This window comes from Pseudomonas sp. SA233 (assembly GCF_054792385.1).
This window is the reverse complement of sequence record NZ_CP096449.1, coordinates 1,994,257-2,010,589: the sequence shown is the minus strand read 5'-3', so window position 1 is coordinate 2,010,589 and position 16,333 is coordinate 1,994,257. Positions and strand designations below refer to the sequence as shown.

Sequence of the window (16,333 nt, the reverse complement as noted above, 5' to 3'; positions counted from 1 at the left end):
CGTCGGGCACACCCGTACCGATTCATAGCCCACCACCCGCCCGGCTTCGAGAATAGGCGTGACGTAGGCGTTGACCCAATAGTAATCGCCGTTGCGGCAGCGGTTCTTGACGATGCCCATCCAGCTCTTGCCGGCCTTCAGGTAATTCCACATCAACTGGTACACCGCCGGCGGCATGTCCGGGTGGCGTACCAGGTTGTGCGGGCTGCCGATCAGCTCCGCCTCGCTGTAACCGCTGATGGCGGCGAATTCGGGGTTGCAGTAGGTGATCAGGCTGGTGGTGTCGGTAGCGGAAATCAATCGCTGATCGGGGGGAAAACGTTGCTCGACCGGGGTGACCGGAAGGTTGAGACGCACTATGAGACTCCATTCATTCAAACGCCGGGAGCCTGCTTGCGAGGCGATTATCAGGATGAATCCCCTGCAATCGACCCTTTGGTGACTTCCCGGTCGGGCGCGGATTCTACGAGGTCAGCCAAGGAATGCAAATAAACCTTACGAATCATGGCGTTATCGAAAATATCGAAGTCGGCATGGCGCTTGGCAAGCTGATTGCAATGTTGCACGAGGCACTGGCCAAAAGCCTGATCTGATTCATGTGCGCACGCGGTTCGCCGCTGCGCTTCACCTGTGAACGGCCGCACTGCGGCTCGACCCAACCAGATGCACCGAATTAGAGCCAGAGACGCTGGATTGCCCCACAACTGGTCAGACCGGTAAGGCCAAAAAACCTTGCAATGTCGGATTTTTCGCTTGAATTTGCACACGAAACAACTTTCTTTGCAGCATTTTCGACTCTCTCTCAGTCGAGTGGGGTCTGGTCTGACCGCTCATACTAAGCATGTCGGACCCAACCATTTTTCCGCTGCCTCTTTCTTTTCATAAGGATAAAGAACGGAGCGTTCACAGATGCCGCTCGGCGCAAGGCAGGATGTGGCTACTGACGTGCAACAACCCATTTCTACAGGTCAGACCGGCTACCTCTGATCAGCCAGATGGAGGTAATGGCAGACTGCACAGCCCATGACAGTGATAGCGATGGTGCTCAACGCCAACAGAGCTCATAGTGCCAATAAGTTAAGGGACTACTTCCTTAGGAGTGTCTGACGATGAGCGGCATAGCGATTCACGAGATTTGCAAGCAGTCCCCAATCGGGTGCTGGGCCCCTGCCCATCGAGCTTTTTTAACGAGACACCAACAGATTTTGCAGATAGCTATCGGAGTATTCGGAAGGAGGGAACTGGCAGAGCGCTGGATGATCAGCCCAGCTCTTGGCCTTGGCCATCACGCACCGTGCACGCTGCTTGGACATCATGCAACCTACGCCCTTTTATGCGACTTCCTTGAGCGTTTAGAACACGGTGTTTACACGTGAGAACGCTTCCTCCCACCGATCGCAAAGATCTCCCGCAAAGCGATTCTCGGCTGGGCCATTACCAATAAATACACAAATTGTGAATGCTTTGTTCACAGATGCGAGGTTGCTCCGAAAATGCATGTGCTTAAGCTGCATAGCAGAGCGCTGAATGCGTACCGTGGCACACGACGCGCGAGTGCTAAGCGAAATCCTCCCGCTCTTGTTCATATTGAGTAAGAAAACATGCCTCGCTTCTCTGCCAACCTGTCCATGCTGTTCACCGAACAGGACTTCCTGGCCCGCTTCAAGGCTGCCGCCGACGCTGGTTTCAGCGGCGTCGAATACCTCTTCCCGTACGACTTCAGGGCTGCCGAAATCAAGCAGCAGCTGGACGCCAACGGCCTGACCCAGGTGCTGTTCAACCTGCCAGCGGGCGATTGGGCCAAGGGTGAGCGCGGGATCACCTGCCACCCTGACCGCGTCGAGGAATTCCGCGCCGGTGTCGACAAGGCCATCGAGTACGCCAAGGTGCTGGGCAACACCCAGGTCAACGCCCTGGCCGGTATCCGCCCGCAAGGCCCGGACTGCGCCACCGTACGCAAGACCTTCGTGGAAAACCTGCGCTACGCCGCCGACAAGCTGAAAGCCGCCGGTATCCGCCTGGTCATGGAAATGATCAACACCCGCGACATCCCAGGCTTCTACCTGAACACCACCAAGCAGGCCCTGGAAATCCAGGCCGAAGTCGGCAGCGACAACCTGTTCCTGCAGTACGACATCTACCACATGCAGATCATGGAAGGTGACCTGGCTCGCACCATGGAAGCCAACCTGAAACTGATCAACCACATCCAGCTGGCCGACAACCCTGGCCGCAACGAACCCGGCACCGGCGAGATTAACTACCGCTTCCTGTTCGAGCACTTGGACCTCATCGCCTACCAGGGCTGGGTGGGCGCGGAATACAAGCCGCTGACCACCACCGAAGCGGGCCTGGGCTGGCTGAAGTCGCACAACGCAATCTAAAGGCTCCCACAGGCCCGTGGCAGGCTTCACATCGAGACTCACAAACTTAGGAGAGGATTTCGCATGGCGAAAATCGGTTTCATCGGCACCGGTATCATGGGCAAACCCATGGCGCAGAATCTGCAGAAGACAGGCCACGGCCTGTTTGTTTCTAGCCACCACAAACCTGCGCCGGCCGAGCTGATCGCCGCCGGCGCCGTGGCGTTGCGCACCCCGAAAGAGGTAGCCCAGGAAGCCGAATTCATCATCGTCATGCTTCCAGATACCCCTCAGGTAGAAAGCGTCCTATTCGGTGAAAACGGCGTCGCCGAAGGCTTGGGCCCGAACAAGGTGGTGATCGACATGAGTTCGATCTCGCCCACTGCCACCAAGGCGTTCGCCGAGAAGATCGACTTCATCGGTGCCGCTTACCTGGATGCCCCGGTGTCCGGCGGCGAAGTGGGGGCCAAAGCCGCGACCTTAAGCATCATGGTGGGCGGCAAAGAAGCAGTATTCGAGCGCGCTTTGCCGCTGTTCCAGGCCATGGGCAAGAACATCACCCACGTCGGTGCTAACGGCGACGGCCAAACAGCCAAGGTCGCCAACCAGATCATCGTCGCCCTTAACATCCAGGCCGTGGCCGAAGCCCTGCTGTTCGCCGCCAAGAACGGCGCGGACCCGGCCAAGGTGCGCAAAGCGCTGATGGGCGGCTTTGCCTCGTCGAAGATTCTCGAAGTGCATGCCGAGCGCATGATCAACGGCACTTTCGACCCGGGCTTCCGCATTAATCTGCATCAGAAGGACCTCACTCTGGCCCTGCAAGGCGCCATCGAACTGGGCATCAACCTGCCCAACACCTCCAATGCCCAACAAGTGTTTAACACCTGCCAGGCCCTGGGTGGCGGAAATTGGGACCACTCGGCGCTTATCAAGGGCTTGGAGCATATGGCCGGCTACTCGATTCGCAACGACTCATGAGGCAATTGCGGGATTGCTCCATCGCACTGCGACCACCGAAATCTAGCATTCCTTCAACTGATTGACGATTCGTAGAGCAAGGCGCCACGAAACGTGAACAATCAGCCACTTGGCATATGCCATGATAGACAGCTTAACTTGTTTCGGCCGGCAATGACTGCGACCGCTGCGGACATGTCAGTAACATTGAAGAGGATTGGAAATGGAATTACCCCAACACATCTCGTCTTTAGGCAAGACCATTGTGGAAGCTGACAAGTCTCACAACCAAATTTCAGAACTGCACGCCTCCCTCGTCCCCGCTGACGTTAAAGAAGCTTACCAAACTCAACAAGAAATACTGCGCTTACGCCGGGTTTCGGCGGCAGGGTGGAAAGTAGGCGCACGCTCACCCAGCGCGGCGATCCAAGGCTCCCCCTTACCTCACGACCGTATATATCCTTCCGCCAGCCGCCTTGCAATAAATGAGTTTCCATTTATTGGTGTAGAACTTGAAATTGCGTTCCGATTAAAAGAGTCCTTCGCGCCTAGGCACAAACCCTACAGCGATGCCGAAGTACTTTCTGCTATCGGAGAAATGGGCGCAACGATCGAAATTGTATCAAGCCGATTCGCGAATTGGCCCGAAGTACCTGCTTTGGCCAAGCTCGCTGACTTGATGAATCACGGAGCGTTAGTACTCGGCCAGTTCGTGCCTTACTCGGGAGACTTTGATTTCACTAATCCCCCGCTCAGCTTTTCTTTTAACGGAACAAGTATAAGCTCTACAACTGGCAAAAATCCCGCTGGCGATCCACGTCGATTGCTGACATGGCTGGTCAATCACCACATCGTTCAAGGCGTGACTTTGCCCCAGGACTTGGTAGTAACCACGGGCTCTTACACTGGCCTTCACATGGTGACGGAAGCTGGCAGCTTAGTGGGTGAAATCATGGGGCTACCCGCCCTTTCTGTTTCATTCAGTTAATACGCGCACAAAAGCCGGCCCAACTGTCAAGGACTTGATGTGAAAAAATTCATTTACTCCCGTATTGCGCCCAAATACATTTCCAATGCTGGACTTCTGGCAGCCTGCCTATGCGCGGGTACGGCCCATGCCGAAAAATTCAGCATTCAAAGTGACTCGTTTAAAGACGGTCAGAAAATTCCAGTCCGCTATGCTGGAACCGAACAGCAATGTGGCAGCGGTGCTGGCGTATCGCCGCACGTCCGCTGGAGCCACCTCCCTCCGGGGACTGCCTCGCTCGCCATTTTTCTGAACGACCCTGACGGCCAAAAGGGTACGGGCACTTCCCACTGGGTCGTTTATAACGTCCCTGCCACCATCACTCAGCTCAACGAAGGCCTGGAGGGGCAACCGAAAGGCTCTTACACAGTGGGCATCAATACCATGGGCCAAACAGCCTACCGTGGGCTCTGTGCGCAGCCACAAGAAAATCCTCACCATTACACATTGACCGTTGTGGCGACCACGATTCCGCCAGGTGAGCTTCCTCCGGGACTCAACCGAGAAACCCTCTTGGAAAAGCTCAAAGGGCGAAGTCTGCTAGGCCAGTCTATTGTGGGGCTTTATCGTTAACAGCCCTGACCGATCTAAAGCGAAGACATGGGAGTGGCTCACGCCTAACGGCGGCGAGCCAGATCCATGCAATGCCCGGAGCTCACTGTGACGCGAGACCACTCCAGAAGGCTTCAGCAGATCGATTCATTGGCGCCGCAGGGCGCGTCAAGTTTATATCCAGCGGGATGTCCCAGCTTTCATCCAGTGCTCGGACAAGTCGACCATCAACGACTTCCTGCTCCGTGAGACTGCGAGGTAGCCAAGCGATGCCTTTGCCTTCCAGTGCCATTGACATCAGCACAGCGGCCAAGTGACTGCTAAACAATGGATTAAGATGCAAAAACTCTTCTTTACCTTGCAAACGGTGCCGGATGATACGACCTAAACCTGATTCTTCAGTGTACGCCAGATAAGGAAGGGAACTCTGTTCGCCCTCAAAAGTTAACGCAGGGCTGGCGAGAGGTATAAGAATGTCATCACCCACCTTTTTACTGATGTACTGGTTATGCGGCAGTTGTGGCGGCACTTCTGGGTGTCGATGGCAGAGTAAGAACTGAACCTGCCCATGCACTAACATTTGCTCGCAACTGGCCATGCTGTCGGAATGTAACCGTACAGCCTCAATTGGCGCGCCTCTTTCTGCCCGCCGTATCCAACGAGGAAAGAAAGTAAATGAAAGCGAATGAGTGGCAGCAAATTGCAGAACTTTTGCTGCTTTACCGGCAAATTCTTGAGCTTCCGAGCGTATTCGATAAATTCGGCCCACCTCATCCAGTACACTGGGCAAGATCAGTTTGCCAGCATCCGTCAGAGACGCGCCTTGTGGCGTACGTGTGAAAAGTTCAACACCTATCCAAGTTTCAAATGACCTTATTCTGCGACTAAAGGCAGGTTGGGTCACGTGGCGTGCTTCAGCAGCTCGGACAAAGCTGCCGTTCTCTGCCAATGCGACAAAATCTTCTAGCCAGACCAGTTCCATGGGCAATGCCGTTTCAGCATGGGGGACTGCATTAATAGCATTGGGCGACATCGAAGACCAAGCTTAATTTGGAGTCTCCAACAACAAGAGGAGCGCATCATGCGTATCGTCGACATCCGCGAAAAGACCGTTTCCATTGCCTCGCCAATCGCTAACGCCTACATCGATTTCTCGAAAATGACCTGCTCGGTTGTAGCAGTGGTCACCGACGTGATCCGTGACGGCAAACCAGTGATCGGCTACGGCTTCAACTCCAACGGTCGCTATGGTCAAGGCGCGCTGATGCGTGATCGCTTCCTGGCTCGCATTACTGAAGCCGACCCAGAGTCGCTGATCGACAAAGAACACAACAACCTGGATCCGTTCGCCATCTGGAAGACCCTGATGACCAACGAGAAACCAGGTGGTCATGGCGAGCGTTCGGTCGCAGTTGGCACCATCGACATGGCCGTCTGGGACGCTGTAGCGAAAATCGAGGGCAAGCCTCTGTATCGCCTGCTGGCTGACCGCTACCGTGGTGGCAAGGCAGACGACAAGGTTTGGGTTTATGCCGCCGGTGGTTACTACTACCCAGGCAAGGACGACACCAAGCTGCAGGATGAGATGCGTGGCTACCTCGACCGCGGCTATGACGTCGTCAAGATGAAGATCGGTGCAGCGCCCCTGGCTGAAGACATCCGCCGCATCGAAGCCGTCATCAAGGTGGTCGGGGATGGTCGCCGCCTGGCAGTCGACGCCAACGGTCGCTTCGATCAGCAAACCGCTATCGCCTATGCCGAGGCGCTGAAACCTTACAACCTCTTCTGGTATGAAGAAGCAGGCGATCCGCTGGACTACGCGCTGCAAGCAGAACTGGCCAATCACTACGAGCTGCCGATGGCCACTGGTGAAAACCTGTTCTCTCACCAAGATGCTCGCAACCTGCTGCGCCACGGTGGCATGCGCTCGGACCGCGACTATGTCCAATTTGACTGCGCCCTGTCCTACGGCCTGGTCGAATACATGCGCACCTTGAAAGTCATGGAAGAAATGGGTTGGTCGTCTCGCCGCGTCGTGCCGCACGGCGGTCACCAGATGTCGCTGAACATTGCAGCTGGTCTTCACCTCGGCGGTAACGAATCCTATCCAGATGTGTTCCAGCCGTTCGGTGGTTTTGCCGATGGCATTCGCGTTGAAAATGGTTACGTCGGCCTGCCAGATATCCCAGGTGTCGGCTTCGAGGCCAAATCGGAGCTGTACAAAGTCATGCGTGAGCTGGGCGAAGGCTGATCATTGCCAACGGCAGTCTTGCACCCGCAAGACTGCCGGATCACAAGCGTCGCTCGGCGGCGCTTGACCACACAGCCGATCACAAAAATAAAATGAGGTGCGCTCGTGGAAACGTCCAAATCCCGCTGGTACAGCCAGCTATATGTCCAGGTACTGATTGGCATCGTGATCGGTGGTCTGATCGGTTATCTGGAGCCTGACATCGGCGCCAAGCTACAACCCTTTGCCGATGGTTTCATCAAACTCATTAAAATGCTGCTGGCCCCCATCATCTTCGGCACCGTAGTAGTCGGTATTGCCAAAATGGGCGACATCAAAGAAGTAGGACGCATTGGTGTCAAAGCGTTAATCTACTTTGAAATTCTTTCTACGATTGCCTTGGTCATCGGCCTGGTAGTCGTCAACGTCGTCAAGCCAGGCGTTGGCATGAACATCAACGCGGGCACTCTCGATGGAAGTGCCATTGGCAAATACAGCCAAGCGGCATCAGAGCAAGGCGGCACCGTCGACTTCCTGCTGAATATCATCCCCAGCACCTTCATCGATGCCTTTGCCAAAGGCTCCATGCTTCAAGTCATCCTGCTTTCGGTGTTGATGGGTGTGGCGCTTGTGCAAATGGGTCCGACCAGCAAGCCATTGATCAACATGATTGATCTCTTCCTGCACGGATTGTTCAAGATCGTCGCTATGGTCATGCGCCTCGCTCCCTTGGGTGCCGGCGCTGGGATGGCGTTCACGATTGGCAAGTACGGCGTGGGCACCCTCCTCTCTCTCGGGCAACTGCTCATTGCGCTGTACATCACTACCCTGGTCTTCATCGTTGTCATCCTGGGTGCGGTGGCACGGTGGTCGGGCCTGCCGCTGATGCAGTTCCTGCGTTACTTCAAAGACGAGATCCTCGTTACCTTGGGGACCTGCTCCACTGAAGCGGTGTTGCCCCGGATGATGGCTAAACTTGAAAAGCTAGGCTGCAAAAAATCCGTCGTGGGGATGGTCCTACCCACAGGCTATACCTTCAATGCTGACGGTACCTGCATCTACCTGACGATGGCTGCAATATTCGTCGCTCAAGCAACCAATACACCGCTGTCGCTTATGGATCAGATGATTCTGCTCGGCGTACTGCTCCTCACTTCTAAAGGTTCGGCGGGTGTCGCGGGCGCAGGCTTCATAACCTTGGCAGCCACGCTGACCACTATTCATACAATTCCATTGGTTGGTCTGGTACTGCTCCTGGGTATTGACCGGTTCCTTAACGAAGCTCGGGCCGTGACCAACCTGATTGGCAACGGTATCGGCACAATCGCGATTGCCAAATGGGACAACGCGTTCGATGTCGAAACAGCCAAGCGTGAAATCGCCGCACTGAAGAGCGACAAACCGGAGCACAAATCAGAATCATACGCCATTCAAAAGTAAGCAATAACAAATGCCAGCTTCGCGCTTATCACGCGAGCTGGCATTTTGCTTTGGGAGCTACCTCATGAACGAACGGTCTCACTCAGAACTTCGCATCGCGTTTCGCACCCTCCTGCAGGGGACAACGTGTAAGTTTGCAGCCTCAGTCTTCGACCCCCTCTCCGTGCGCATGGCCGCCGATATCGGTTTCGAAACAGCCATCTTGGGTGGCTCTGTCGCCTCCCTTCAGGTTCTCGGTGCACCGGATATTACCCTGATCACGCTGGACGAATTCACCGAGCAAGCAGCTAGGCTTGGCAGAGCCAGCCAAATTCCGATCATTGCCGACGCCGATCACGGTTACGGAAATGCCCTGAACGTCATGCGAACCGTCACTGAACTGCAGAAAGCCGGAGTCGCAGCCTTGACGCTTGAAGATACACAGCTGCCCGCAAGCTACAATAACGCCTCTACGCAATTGATCAGCCTCGATGAGGCTGCAAGCAAAATCTATGCGGCGCGAGTCGCCCGCTCCGATGAGACCCTGAGCATCATCGCCAGAACCCATGCCGGGGTCACAACACTCAACGACTCAATTGCCCGGACGACGGCTTATCAAAGAGCCGGCGCCGATGCCATTTGCCTGGTTGGCGTGAAGGATTTCGATCATCTTGCCCAGCTAACTGCGCATCTAACAGTGCCGATTATGCTAATTAATTATGGCAACCCTGAACTGGCCGATCCAGATCGACTAGCCGCAGCGAATGTTCGAATAGTCGTTAATGGGCACAAGCCCTACTTCGCCGCGGTGCAAGCGACTTACGAGGCACTTTGCGCGGAGCAGCCAGGCGAACATCCAACATTGACAGCTTCGCAATTAATTGCAAAATACTCTTTGTCCGACAGCTACCAACGATTAGCCGACACCTATCTTCAGGCCGGCAGTAGCTTTAACTAACCTCAAGGTCATGTTTTAATGAAAAAAACGATCGTCGCATTTAGCCGCGTTCACCCAAGCCTACTGGCCCCCTATGCTGACCGTTACAATATTGTAATACTCGATGCAAAAAACGGTGATATTGATGCACAATTCCAGGCTGCGCTTCCGAGCGCTCATGGACTGATTGGCGGCAATCGAAAGCTGGGCGAACGAGAGCTTGAGGCTGCGCACAATCTGGAGATTGTCTCTAGTATTTCAGTAGGCTACGACAATTATGATTTGGCGTATCTGACTCGGCGCGGCATCATGCTGACCAATACCCCAGATGTATTGAATGAGACAACGGCCGATCTCGCCTTCGCGTTGATTTTCGCCACGGCCCGGCGCATCCCAGAGCTCGACGCCTGGACAAAATCAGGCGCTTGGCAAAAAACCATAGATGAGGCGGCCTTTGGTTGTGATGTCCACGGCAAGACGCTTGGTATTATCGGCCTGGGCAAGATCGGCGCCGCGATCGCACGCAGAGGGCGTTTTGGTTTTGGCATGACCATTCTTTACTCCGGAAGCAGCCGCAAACCGGAGCTTGAAGCAGAGCTTGGGGCACAGTGGGTTCCTCAAGATCAATTATTAAGAGAAGCTGATTTCGTTTGCCCTGTTGTTCCATTGACTCCAGAAACCCGGAATCTCATCAGCCATCAAGAACTGTCGCTCATGAAGCCTGAGGCCATTTTGATCAATGTCTCACGAGGCCCTATCGTAGACGAGAGCGCGCTGGTTGATGCTTTGGCAAGCCGGCGCATACGTGCTGCAGGTCTGGACGTGTATGTGAAAGAGCCTCTTTCAGAGTCGCCACTGTTCAAACTCGACAACGCTGTGACAGTACCTCACATCGGCTCTGCCACCATTCAAACTCGTTTGGCCATGGCGCAGCGCGCGCTGCAGAATCTGTTGGCTGGCCTTGACGGCCAGGCGCCTAAGGACCTGGTCAATCCAGAAGTCCTGCAACAAAGATCATAAACCGGCATTTCAAAAGACGGGAACCAAGCTCCTTTTCCGTCAATTAGCCTCTGACCACCGCACGTCCAGTGTCAAGGGGTTGAGTTATCCACTCAGCCCTTTATCTTTATATCAATCCCTCGTCTACCCTCGCCCGCTTCTCCCTCGCCCCGCCAAGCACCCGCCTCACTTCCCATCGATACAAACTCACAAACTACAGAGCATAAGCAAGCTACGGTGATTTGAGCCTGATGCTCACCACGGACGGATTTACTGTAACCATAGCGAATACCTAAATCAATTGCAGCAGTAGGAACTGCTGTTTTCGGTTGTGAGCAGCGAGATACGCATATCGACAGTTGCATTGCTCAAGTGGATGATCTTGACGCCCGCTGGAGGTACATCTATCAGGATGTCACTTCACTCGGAGCATAGGGCGAGCCGCGGAGGCTCGTGGAGGGAGTATAAAAGTTCTAAGTAATAGCTTCAGTTCGCGCGGCATTAATGCTCGCTGTACACGCTCAGCACTCTGACCTTGGAACGCAGAATAAAAAAACCCCCTTCCTGCATTCCCCCAAGAGCGTGGCAAAAGGGAATGCGAAAGGGGGCCAAGGCACATCCAATCTAAGCCGGTGACCAACCAGCCAGATTAATGCCAGATTCCCATCAGAACCGTCGCGGCGATTACAGTAGCCGCCCCGCCAATTCGCGTGGAAATCTGAGCAAACGGCATCAAGGCCATACGGTTACAAGCTGAAAGAATTGCGACGTCACCCGTGCCGCCCAAGCCGCTGTGGCAGCAGGTAACGATGGCAGACTCGATCGGGTACATTTTCAGCATATTACCTACCAGGAAGCCTGCCAGCGCCATCGCCACTACGACTGCGATACAGACCATCACATAACCAAGAGAGAACACGCTAGCCACACTCTCCAGAGGCACATAGAGCATGCCCAAACCGATCATGGTCGGCCAGATAAATACCGTCGAAACCAGCTTGTAGAAACGCTTGCTACCTTTTTCAAGCCGGTCCGGCAGTACTCGCAGGTATTTAAACAGTACGGCGACAACAATCATCATTACAGGACCTGGAATATGCACCAGCTTTTCCAGCAGCCCACCCAATACAAAGAACGCACAGATCAGAAGTACACCTGCACCCATGTAACGGAAGTCGATCTCTTTATCTTCGCCGTCTTCCACCTTGAATTTGTCGTTTTCTTCCTTGGCGCGAATCAGCATACCGTCGCCGTTCAGGTGCGGTTTTCTAACCGCTATGCGAGCCAGTACACCAGCACAGATGATAGCCACGATATTTCCCACAACCGCAGCGGGAACCAGCTGCGCTACGAACTGCTCAGGTGAACCTCCAAGGATATGGGCATAGGCCAAAGACAGCGGCAAAATACCTTCACCAATCCCCCCACCGATGATGGGAACGATAATGTAAAAGAGAGTGTGGTGCACGGTGTAGCCAAAGCTCACACCAACCAAAATACCGGCCGCGATTGCAGCTACAGTACCTGCCAACAGGGGTACGAACATGCGAATCATCCCTTGAACCAGGATGGTCCGATTCATACCCAAAATACTACCTACCACTAGGCTGGCAATAACGAAGTAAAGGAAATTGGCATCTTTCATCAGCATCTTGGTAGCGTCGATTGTCGTGCTACCGAAGAAACCATGAAACACTAGCACTGAAGGCAGCAACAGGCATAGAATGGCACCGCCGCCTATATCTTTCAGGATAGGCAAACGTTGCCCGATTTGACCCAAAAACATGCCAAGCGTCATGATGACAGCCAAACCACCAATCATGGTCTTTGGCAAAAGTCCAAAATGCGCGGAGCAGAATACGATCAGGGATATGCCAAGAAAGTATGGAAACGGGATCACTCCGATTTCATACTCCATGAGCGCACTGAAGCGGTTTTTTTTCGATGAGGCAAGGGCAAGCGAAGTCATTGACTGGTCCTCAATTATTTTTGTGTGAGGAAAATTAAAATCTGCCTGAATCACGGAAGCTCGAGGCTAGGCACATGCTATCCTTTACTCACCTGTAGAAAAACATGCCATCTATGCACGCTATGAACACGAATCATGAAGAAGCGCCACTGCCCGAAGACCTGCGGGTATTCCTGACAGTCATTCGCAAATTAAGCTTTGCCGCCGCCGCGGTTGAGCTGCAGCAGTCACCTGCCTACATCAGCAAACGCATCAAAATCCTTGAGCAAACGCTAGGCACAAAGCTCATTCATCGTTCAACTCGGCGTATCGCTCTCACGGATACAGGTGTCAGGGCTGAGCAGTGGGCTACCCGGATTTTGAATGACATTGACGACTTTATGGGCGACCTTAGCCAGGTACGCAAAGCGCCACGTGGCCTTCTGCATATTTGCAGCAGCTTCGGCTTTGGGCGAAATTACGTCGCCCCCGCGATTGCCGAATTGGCGGTGGAATATCCAGACCTCGAAGTACGGGTGGACGTTTTTGACCGTGTAGTCGACATCGTTGCGGAAGGTTTCGACCTAGAAATTCGCGTTGGCGATGATATTCCCGGCCAGCATATCAGTCGCCAGCTAGTGGCTAATCGCAGAGTTATCTGTGCGACGCCTGAATATCTGGAAAAACGCGGCACGCCCAAGACACTGGAGGATCTTGCGCAACATGACTGCTTGGTTTTGAAAGAGAGGAATAACAGCTTTGGCGTTTGGCAGCTGCGAAACGGCAATAAAGAAGTAACCGTACGGGTCAACGGGCGCTTGTCATCCAACAATGGTGAGATAGTGTTGCAGTGGGCCCTTAAACATCGCGGGCTATTATTGCGGTCGATGTGGGATGTCAAACCGCTTTTAGAGCAGGGGCGCTTAGTCCAAGTACTCCACGACTACAGTCAAAGCGCGAATGTATGGGCGGTTTATCCGACTAGGCTGGGAGAGTCAGGCAAGCTTCGCGCCTGCGTCGAATTCCTCGAAGGGTGGTTCAGTCGTTTAAAAGCGGACTGAACCGGTCCCATTACCCCAAGCTAAATAGGGCACCCTTTGCTTCGCAAGAGCTCGTCAAATCGCGTAGGGTCCAGGTCACCGGAAGCCACTGCCTTGAGAATGGCGGCCTCGCGATCCAACAACTCGGTGCAACGCGCGTGAATCTTGGGAAGTTCTTCAGCGCTCACCGCGACGACACCATCGGCATCGCCAACGATGAGATCCCCCGGATTGACCAACATTCCAGCACATACCAGCGGAACGTTAATCTCGCCACCTCCGTCGGTGCTGGGACCACGGTGAACATAACCCAACGCATAGACCGGTAGCTCGCCGTCGAGCCATTCTTCTCGGTCCCGAATGGCGCCATTGATTACCACCCCGGTAATGCCCGCCTTGATGGCCATGGCCCGCATGATGCCACCAATTACCGCCCGGCTTAAGTCGGCGCTGCCATCGATTACCAGCACGTCGCCCGGCCTCGCCATTTGAATAGCCTTGAGTACCATCAAGTTATCACCCGGTCGCACCCGTACAGTGAGCGCTGTGCCACAAAGATGGCGCAGGCCGTGATAGGGTTTCAAACCCAAACCGCCGGCATTACGGCCCAAGCTGTCACTCACGATGGCAGAGGGCATCCCTTCGAACGCCTCATGCCATTGGCCGGACAAGGATGGTGCGCAGGGATTAATCAGATAGCCTGCGGGCCAGTCGCCGTGGCTAGATACATTCAACATGGCAATACTCCGAGGCGGGGGACGCGCCCCCGCCCATCAATCCGCTCTCGATCAAACCAGCCAGGGGTTGCTTTGAAGGTGGCGCGCCTCGAAGGCACGAATGTCATCGCTGCGCTGAAGCGTCGTGCCGATGGCGTCCAGCCCCAGCATAAGTGCTTGCTTGCGCAGTGCATCGATTTTGAATTCGATCGCTCTACCGTCCACCAGAAGAATGTGCTGTGCCTCGAGATCGATCGCGATGCAGGAACTTCCACGCTCACTCACCACTTGCCCCAATTCCTTCAATTCCGCGGGGCTGAGCTGGATGGTGAGTACACCATTGCGCTGGCAGTTGTCGTAGAAAATCCCGGCAAAAGTGGTACCGATCAGCGCCCGGATGCCCAACTGCTTCAATCCCCAGACCGCATGTTCGCGGCTGGAACCACAACCAAAGTTGGGACCCACTACCAGGAAGGTCGAGGTGTTCCATGGGTCTTGATTGAGCACGAAGTCAGGGTTTGGCGTGCCATCGAGGAGGAAGCGCAGGTCGAAAAATACGCCACGGTCCAAGCCACTCCGGTCGATGCCTTTGAGGAACTGCTTAGGCATGATCACATCGGTATCGACGTTAGCTGCCAGCATTGGGGCAGCGTAGCCCTCTACATACTTGAAAGGTTCCATGCTCATGCCTCCAACGCCAAAGAACGTACATCGACCAAATGACCAGTGACCGCAGCAGCGGCAACCATCGCAGGGCTCATCAAGTGAGTACGTGCCCCCGCGCCCTGGCGGCCTTCGAAGTTTCGGTTAGTACTTGAAGCGCATCGGTCACCTGGACTCAGAACATCATCGTTCATGGCCAGGCACATCGAGCAACCCGACTGGCGCCATTCGAAACCTGCATCGCGGAAAATCTGTGCAAGCCCTTCAGATTCCGCTTGATCACGAACCATCGTCGAACCAGGAACAATCATCGCCCGTACACCGGCCGCAACTTTGCGGCCACTGACCACGCGAGCGGCGTCCCGAAGGTCTTCGATTCGAGCATTGGTGCACGAGCCGATAAAGGCGTGACTAATGCGGATACCTTCCAACGCGGTGCCAGGCTGCAGGTCCATGTAACGCAGAGCACGCTGCAAATCCTGACGAAGGATGAGATCTTTTTCCTGCATCGGATCAGGCACGACACCTGTGATCGAGGCTGCCTGGTCGGGACTGGTGCCCCAGGTGACCATGGGCTGCAGGTCCGCAACATGCATGTGGACTTCTTTATCGAAGGTCGCGCCAGGGTCTGTGAACAAGGTCTTCCACTGCTCAACAGCCGCCTGCCATTGCGCTCCCTTCGGCGCACGGGGCTTGTCCTGAAGGTAGGCGTAGACTTTGTCATCGGGCGCCATGAAGGCACCACGCGCGCCGGCTTCAACAGCCATGTTGCAGATGGTCATGCGCGCTTCGACACTCAACGCACTGATTGCAGGACCGGTAAATTCAATCGCGTAACCAGTGGCACCCGCTGCGCCGATTTGGCGGATCAGTTCCATGATGATGTCTTTGGACACCAAGCCAGGGCCTGGCTCACCCTCGACAGTGACGCGCATGGTTTTCAGACGCTTGTAAACCAATGTCTGGGTGGCCAGCAGGTGCTCAATTTCCGAAGTACCAATACCGAAGCCGAACGCCCCCAATGCACCATAAGTGGTGGTGTGGCTATCACCTGCAGCGACGACCATACCCGGCAGGATAAACCCCTGCTCAGGGGCCACAACGTGCTCGATACCTTGACGCTTGTCCAATACGTCGAACAGCTCAATACCAAAGTCGCGGCAATTTTGTTCAAAGTAGTTGACCTGCAGCGCCCCGCCGGCATCAGGCATGTCGGCAATACGCTCCGGAGCGGTCGGGTTAACATGATCCACCACGCAGAGGGTGGCGGATGGGCGCCAAACCTTGCGCCCTGCTTCGCGCAGCCCGCTGAAAGCTTGGGGACTGGTGTACTCGTTGGCGACTTGACGATCGATGTACAGCAGGACATGGCCCTGATCATCGAGCTCGCAGACAGAGTGGGAATCGATATGCTTCTGATACAGCGTTCTTGGGGTGCTCATCGCAAGTTCATACCCTTGTTGTTGTTCAGGCCCTGAGGCA

At 54.8% G+C, this 16,333-nt stretch carries 15 protein-coding genes and 1 pseudogene; 10 read left to right on the top strand and 6 right to left on the bottom strand.

The window, feature by feature from the left end; all coding sequences use genetic code 11:
* Positions 1-75: 75 nt before the first annotated feature.
* Positions 76-357, bottom strand: a pseudogene (locus M1D87_RS09255) (PAS domain-containing protein); the annotation flags it as partial.
* A 752-nt stretch (positions 358-1,109) separates the two neighbouring features.
* Here M1D87_RS09255 and M1D87_RS09250 point away from each other — a divergent pair.
* From M1D87_RS09250 to M1D87_RS09230, 5 genes are all read left to right on the top strand, one after another.
* The gene (locus M1D87_RS09250; protein WP_421091756.1) at positions 1,110-1,376 is read left to right on the top strand and encodes an antitoxin Xre/MbcA/ParS toxin-binding domain-containing protein; all 267 of its coding nucleotides are present in this window, start codon (positions 1,110-1,112) and stop codon (positions 1,374-1,376) included.
* Between the two features lie 225 nt (positions 1,377-1,601).
* Positions 1,602-2,384, top strand: a complete 783-nt coding sequence (gene hyi / locus M1D87_RS09245; RefSeq protein WP_421091755.1) for a hydroxypyruvate isomerase — start codon at positions 1,602-1,604, stop codon at positions 2,382-2,384.
* Positions 2,385-2,447: 63 nt separating this feature from the next.
* On the top strand, positions 2,448-3,341 hold the full coding sequence (locus tag M1D87_RS09240) for a 2-hydroxy-3-oxopropionate reductase (protein ID WP_421091754.1): 894 nt from the start codon (positions 2,448-2,450) through the stop codon (positions 3,339-3,341).
* Between the two features lie 202 nt (positions 3,342-3,543).
* Positions 3,544-4,308 carry a 2-keto-4-pentenoate hydratase gene (locus M1D87_RS09235; RefSeq protein WP_421091753.1) on the top strand — a complete coding sequence of 255 codons (765 nt, stop codon included), beginning with the start codon at positions 3,544-3,546 and terminating at the stop codon, positions 4,306-4,308.
* A gap of 39 nt (positions 4,309-4,347) precedes the next feature.
* Complete coding sequence (locus M1D87_RS09230; RefSeq protein ID WP_421091752.1) at positions 4,348-4,920, top strand: YbhB/YbcL family Raf kinase inhibitor-like protein; 573 nt, start codon at positions 4,348-4,350, stop codon at positions 4,918-4,920.
* 82 nt (positions 4,921-5,002) lie between these two features.
* Here M1D87_RS09230 and M1D87_RS09225 read toward each other — a convergent pair whose 3' ends face one another.
* Positions 5,003-5,881: a LysR family transcriptional regulator gene (locus M1D87_RS09225; protein ID WP_421091751.1), complete on the bottom strand. Its 879-nt coding sequence runs from the start codon at positions 5,879-5,881 to the stop codon at positions 5,003-5,005.
* A gap of 99 nt (positions 5,882-5,980) precedes the next feature.
* On the opposite strand from M1D87_RS09225, the gene M1D87_RS09220 reads away from it, so the two are divergent.
* From M1D87_RS09220 to M1D87_RS09205, 4 genes are all read left to right on the top strand, one after another.
* Positions 5,981-7,150 (top strand): mandelate racemase/muconate lactonizing enzyme family protein, encoded by a 1,170-nt coding sequence (locus tag M1D87_RS09220; RefSeq protein ID WP_421091750.1) that lies wholly within the window; start codon positions 5,981-5,983, stop codon positions 7,148-7,150.
* 105 nt (positions 7,151-7,255) lie between these two features.
* Positions 7,256-8,569 (top strand): C4-dicarboxylate transporter DctA, encoded by a 1,314-nt coding sequence (gene dctA / locus M1D87_RS09215; protein ID WP_421091749.1) that lies wholly within the window; start codon positions 7,256-7,258, stop codon positions 8,567-8,569.
* Between the two features lie 64 nt (positions 8,570-8,633).
* On the top strand, positions 8,634-9,506 hold the full coding sequence (locus tag M1D87_RS09210) for an isocitrate lyase/PEP mutase family protein (RefSeq protein ID WP_421091748.1): 873 nt from the start codon (positions 8,634-8,636) through the stop codon (positions 9,504-9,506).
* Positions 9,507-9,524: 18 nt separating this feature from the next.
* Positions 9,525-10,505: a 2-hydroxyacid dehydrogenase gene (locus M1D87_RS09205; protein WP_421091747.1), complete on the top strand. Its 981-nt coding sequence runs from the start codon at positions 9,525-9,527 to the stop codon at positions 10,503-10,505.
* A 628-nt stretch (positions 10,506-11,133) separates the two neighbouring features.
* On the opposite strand, the gene M1D87_RS09200 is transcribed toward M1D87_RS09205, so the two are convergent.
* Entirely contained in the window at positions 11,134-12,453 is a 1,320-nt protein-coding gene (locus tag M1D87_RS09200) for a 2-hydroxycarboxylate transporter family protein (protein ID WP_421091746.1), read from the bottom strand.
* A gap of 122 nt (positions 12,454-12,575) precedes the next feature.
* Between M1D87_RS09200 and M1D87_RS09195 the strand changes: the two genes are divergently transcribed.
* Positions 12,576-13,493 carry a LysR substrate-binding domain-containing protein gene (locus M1D87_RS09195; RefSeq protein WP_421091758.1) on the top strand — a complete coding sequence of 306 codons (918 nt, stop codon included), beginning with the start codon at positions 12,576-12,578 and terminating at the stop codon, positions 13,491-13,493.
* 20 nt (positions 13,494-13,513) lie between these two features.
* On the opposite strand, the gene M1D87_RS09190 is transcribed toward M1D87_RS09195, so the two are convergent.
* The 3 genes from M1D87_RS09190 to leuC are packed head-to-tail and all read right to left on the bottom strand — an operon-like array spanning position 13,514 to position 16,293.
* Positions 13,514-14,209 (bottom strand): RraA family protein, encoded by a 696-nt coding sequence (locus M1D87_RS09190; RefSeq protein WP_421091745.1) that lies wholly within the window; start codon positions 14,207-14,209, stop codon positions 13,514-13,516.
* Between the two features lie 51 nt (positions 14,210-14,260).
* A complete protein-coding gene (gene leuD, locus M1D87_RS09185) occupies positions 14,261-14,875 on the bottom strand; it encodes a 3-isopropylmalate dehydratase small subunit (RefSeq protein ID WP_421091744.1) in 615 nt (204 codons plus the stop codon).
* Positions 14,872-16,293 (bottom strand): 3-isopropylmalate dehydratase large subunit, encoded by a 1,422-nt coding sequence (gene leuC, locus M1D87_RS09180; RefSeq protein WP_421091743.1) that lies wholly within the window; start codon positions 16,291-16,293, stop codon positions 14,872-14,874. The genes leuD and leuC overlap by 4 nt, the downstream gene beginning before the upstream one ends.
* Positions 16,294-16,333: the final 40 nt, after the last annotated feature.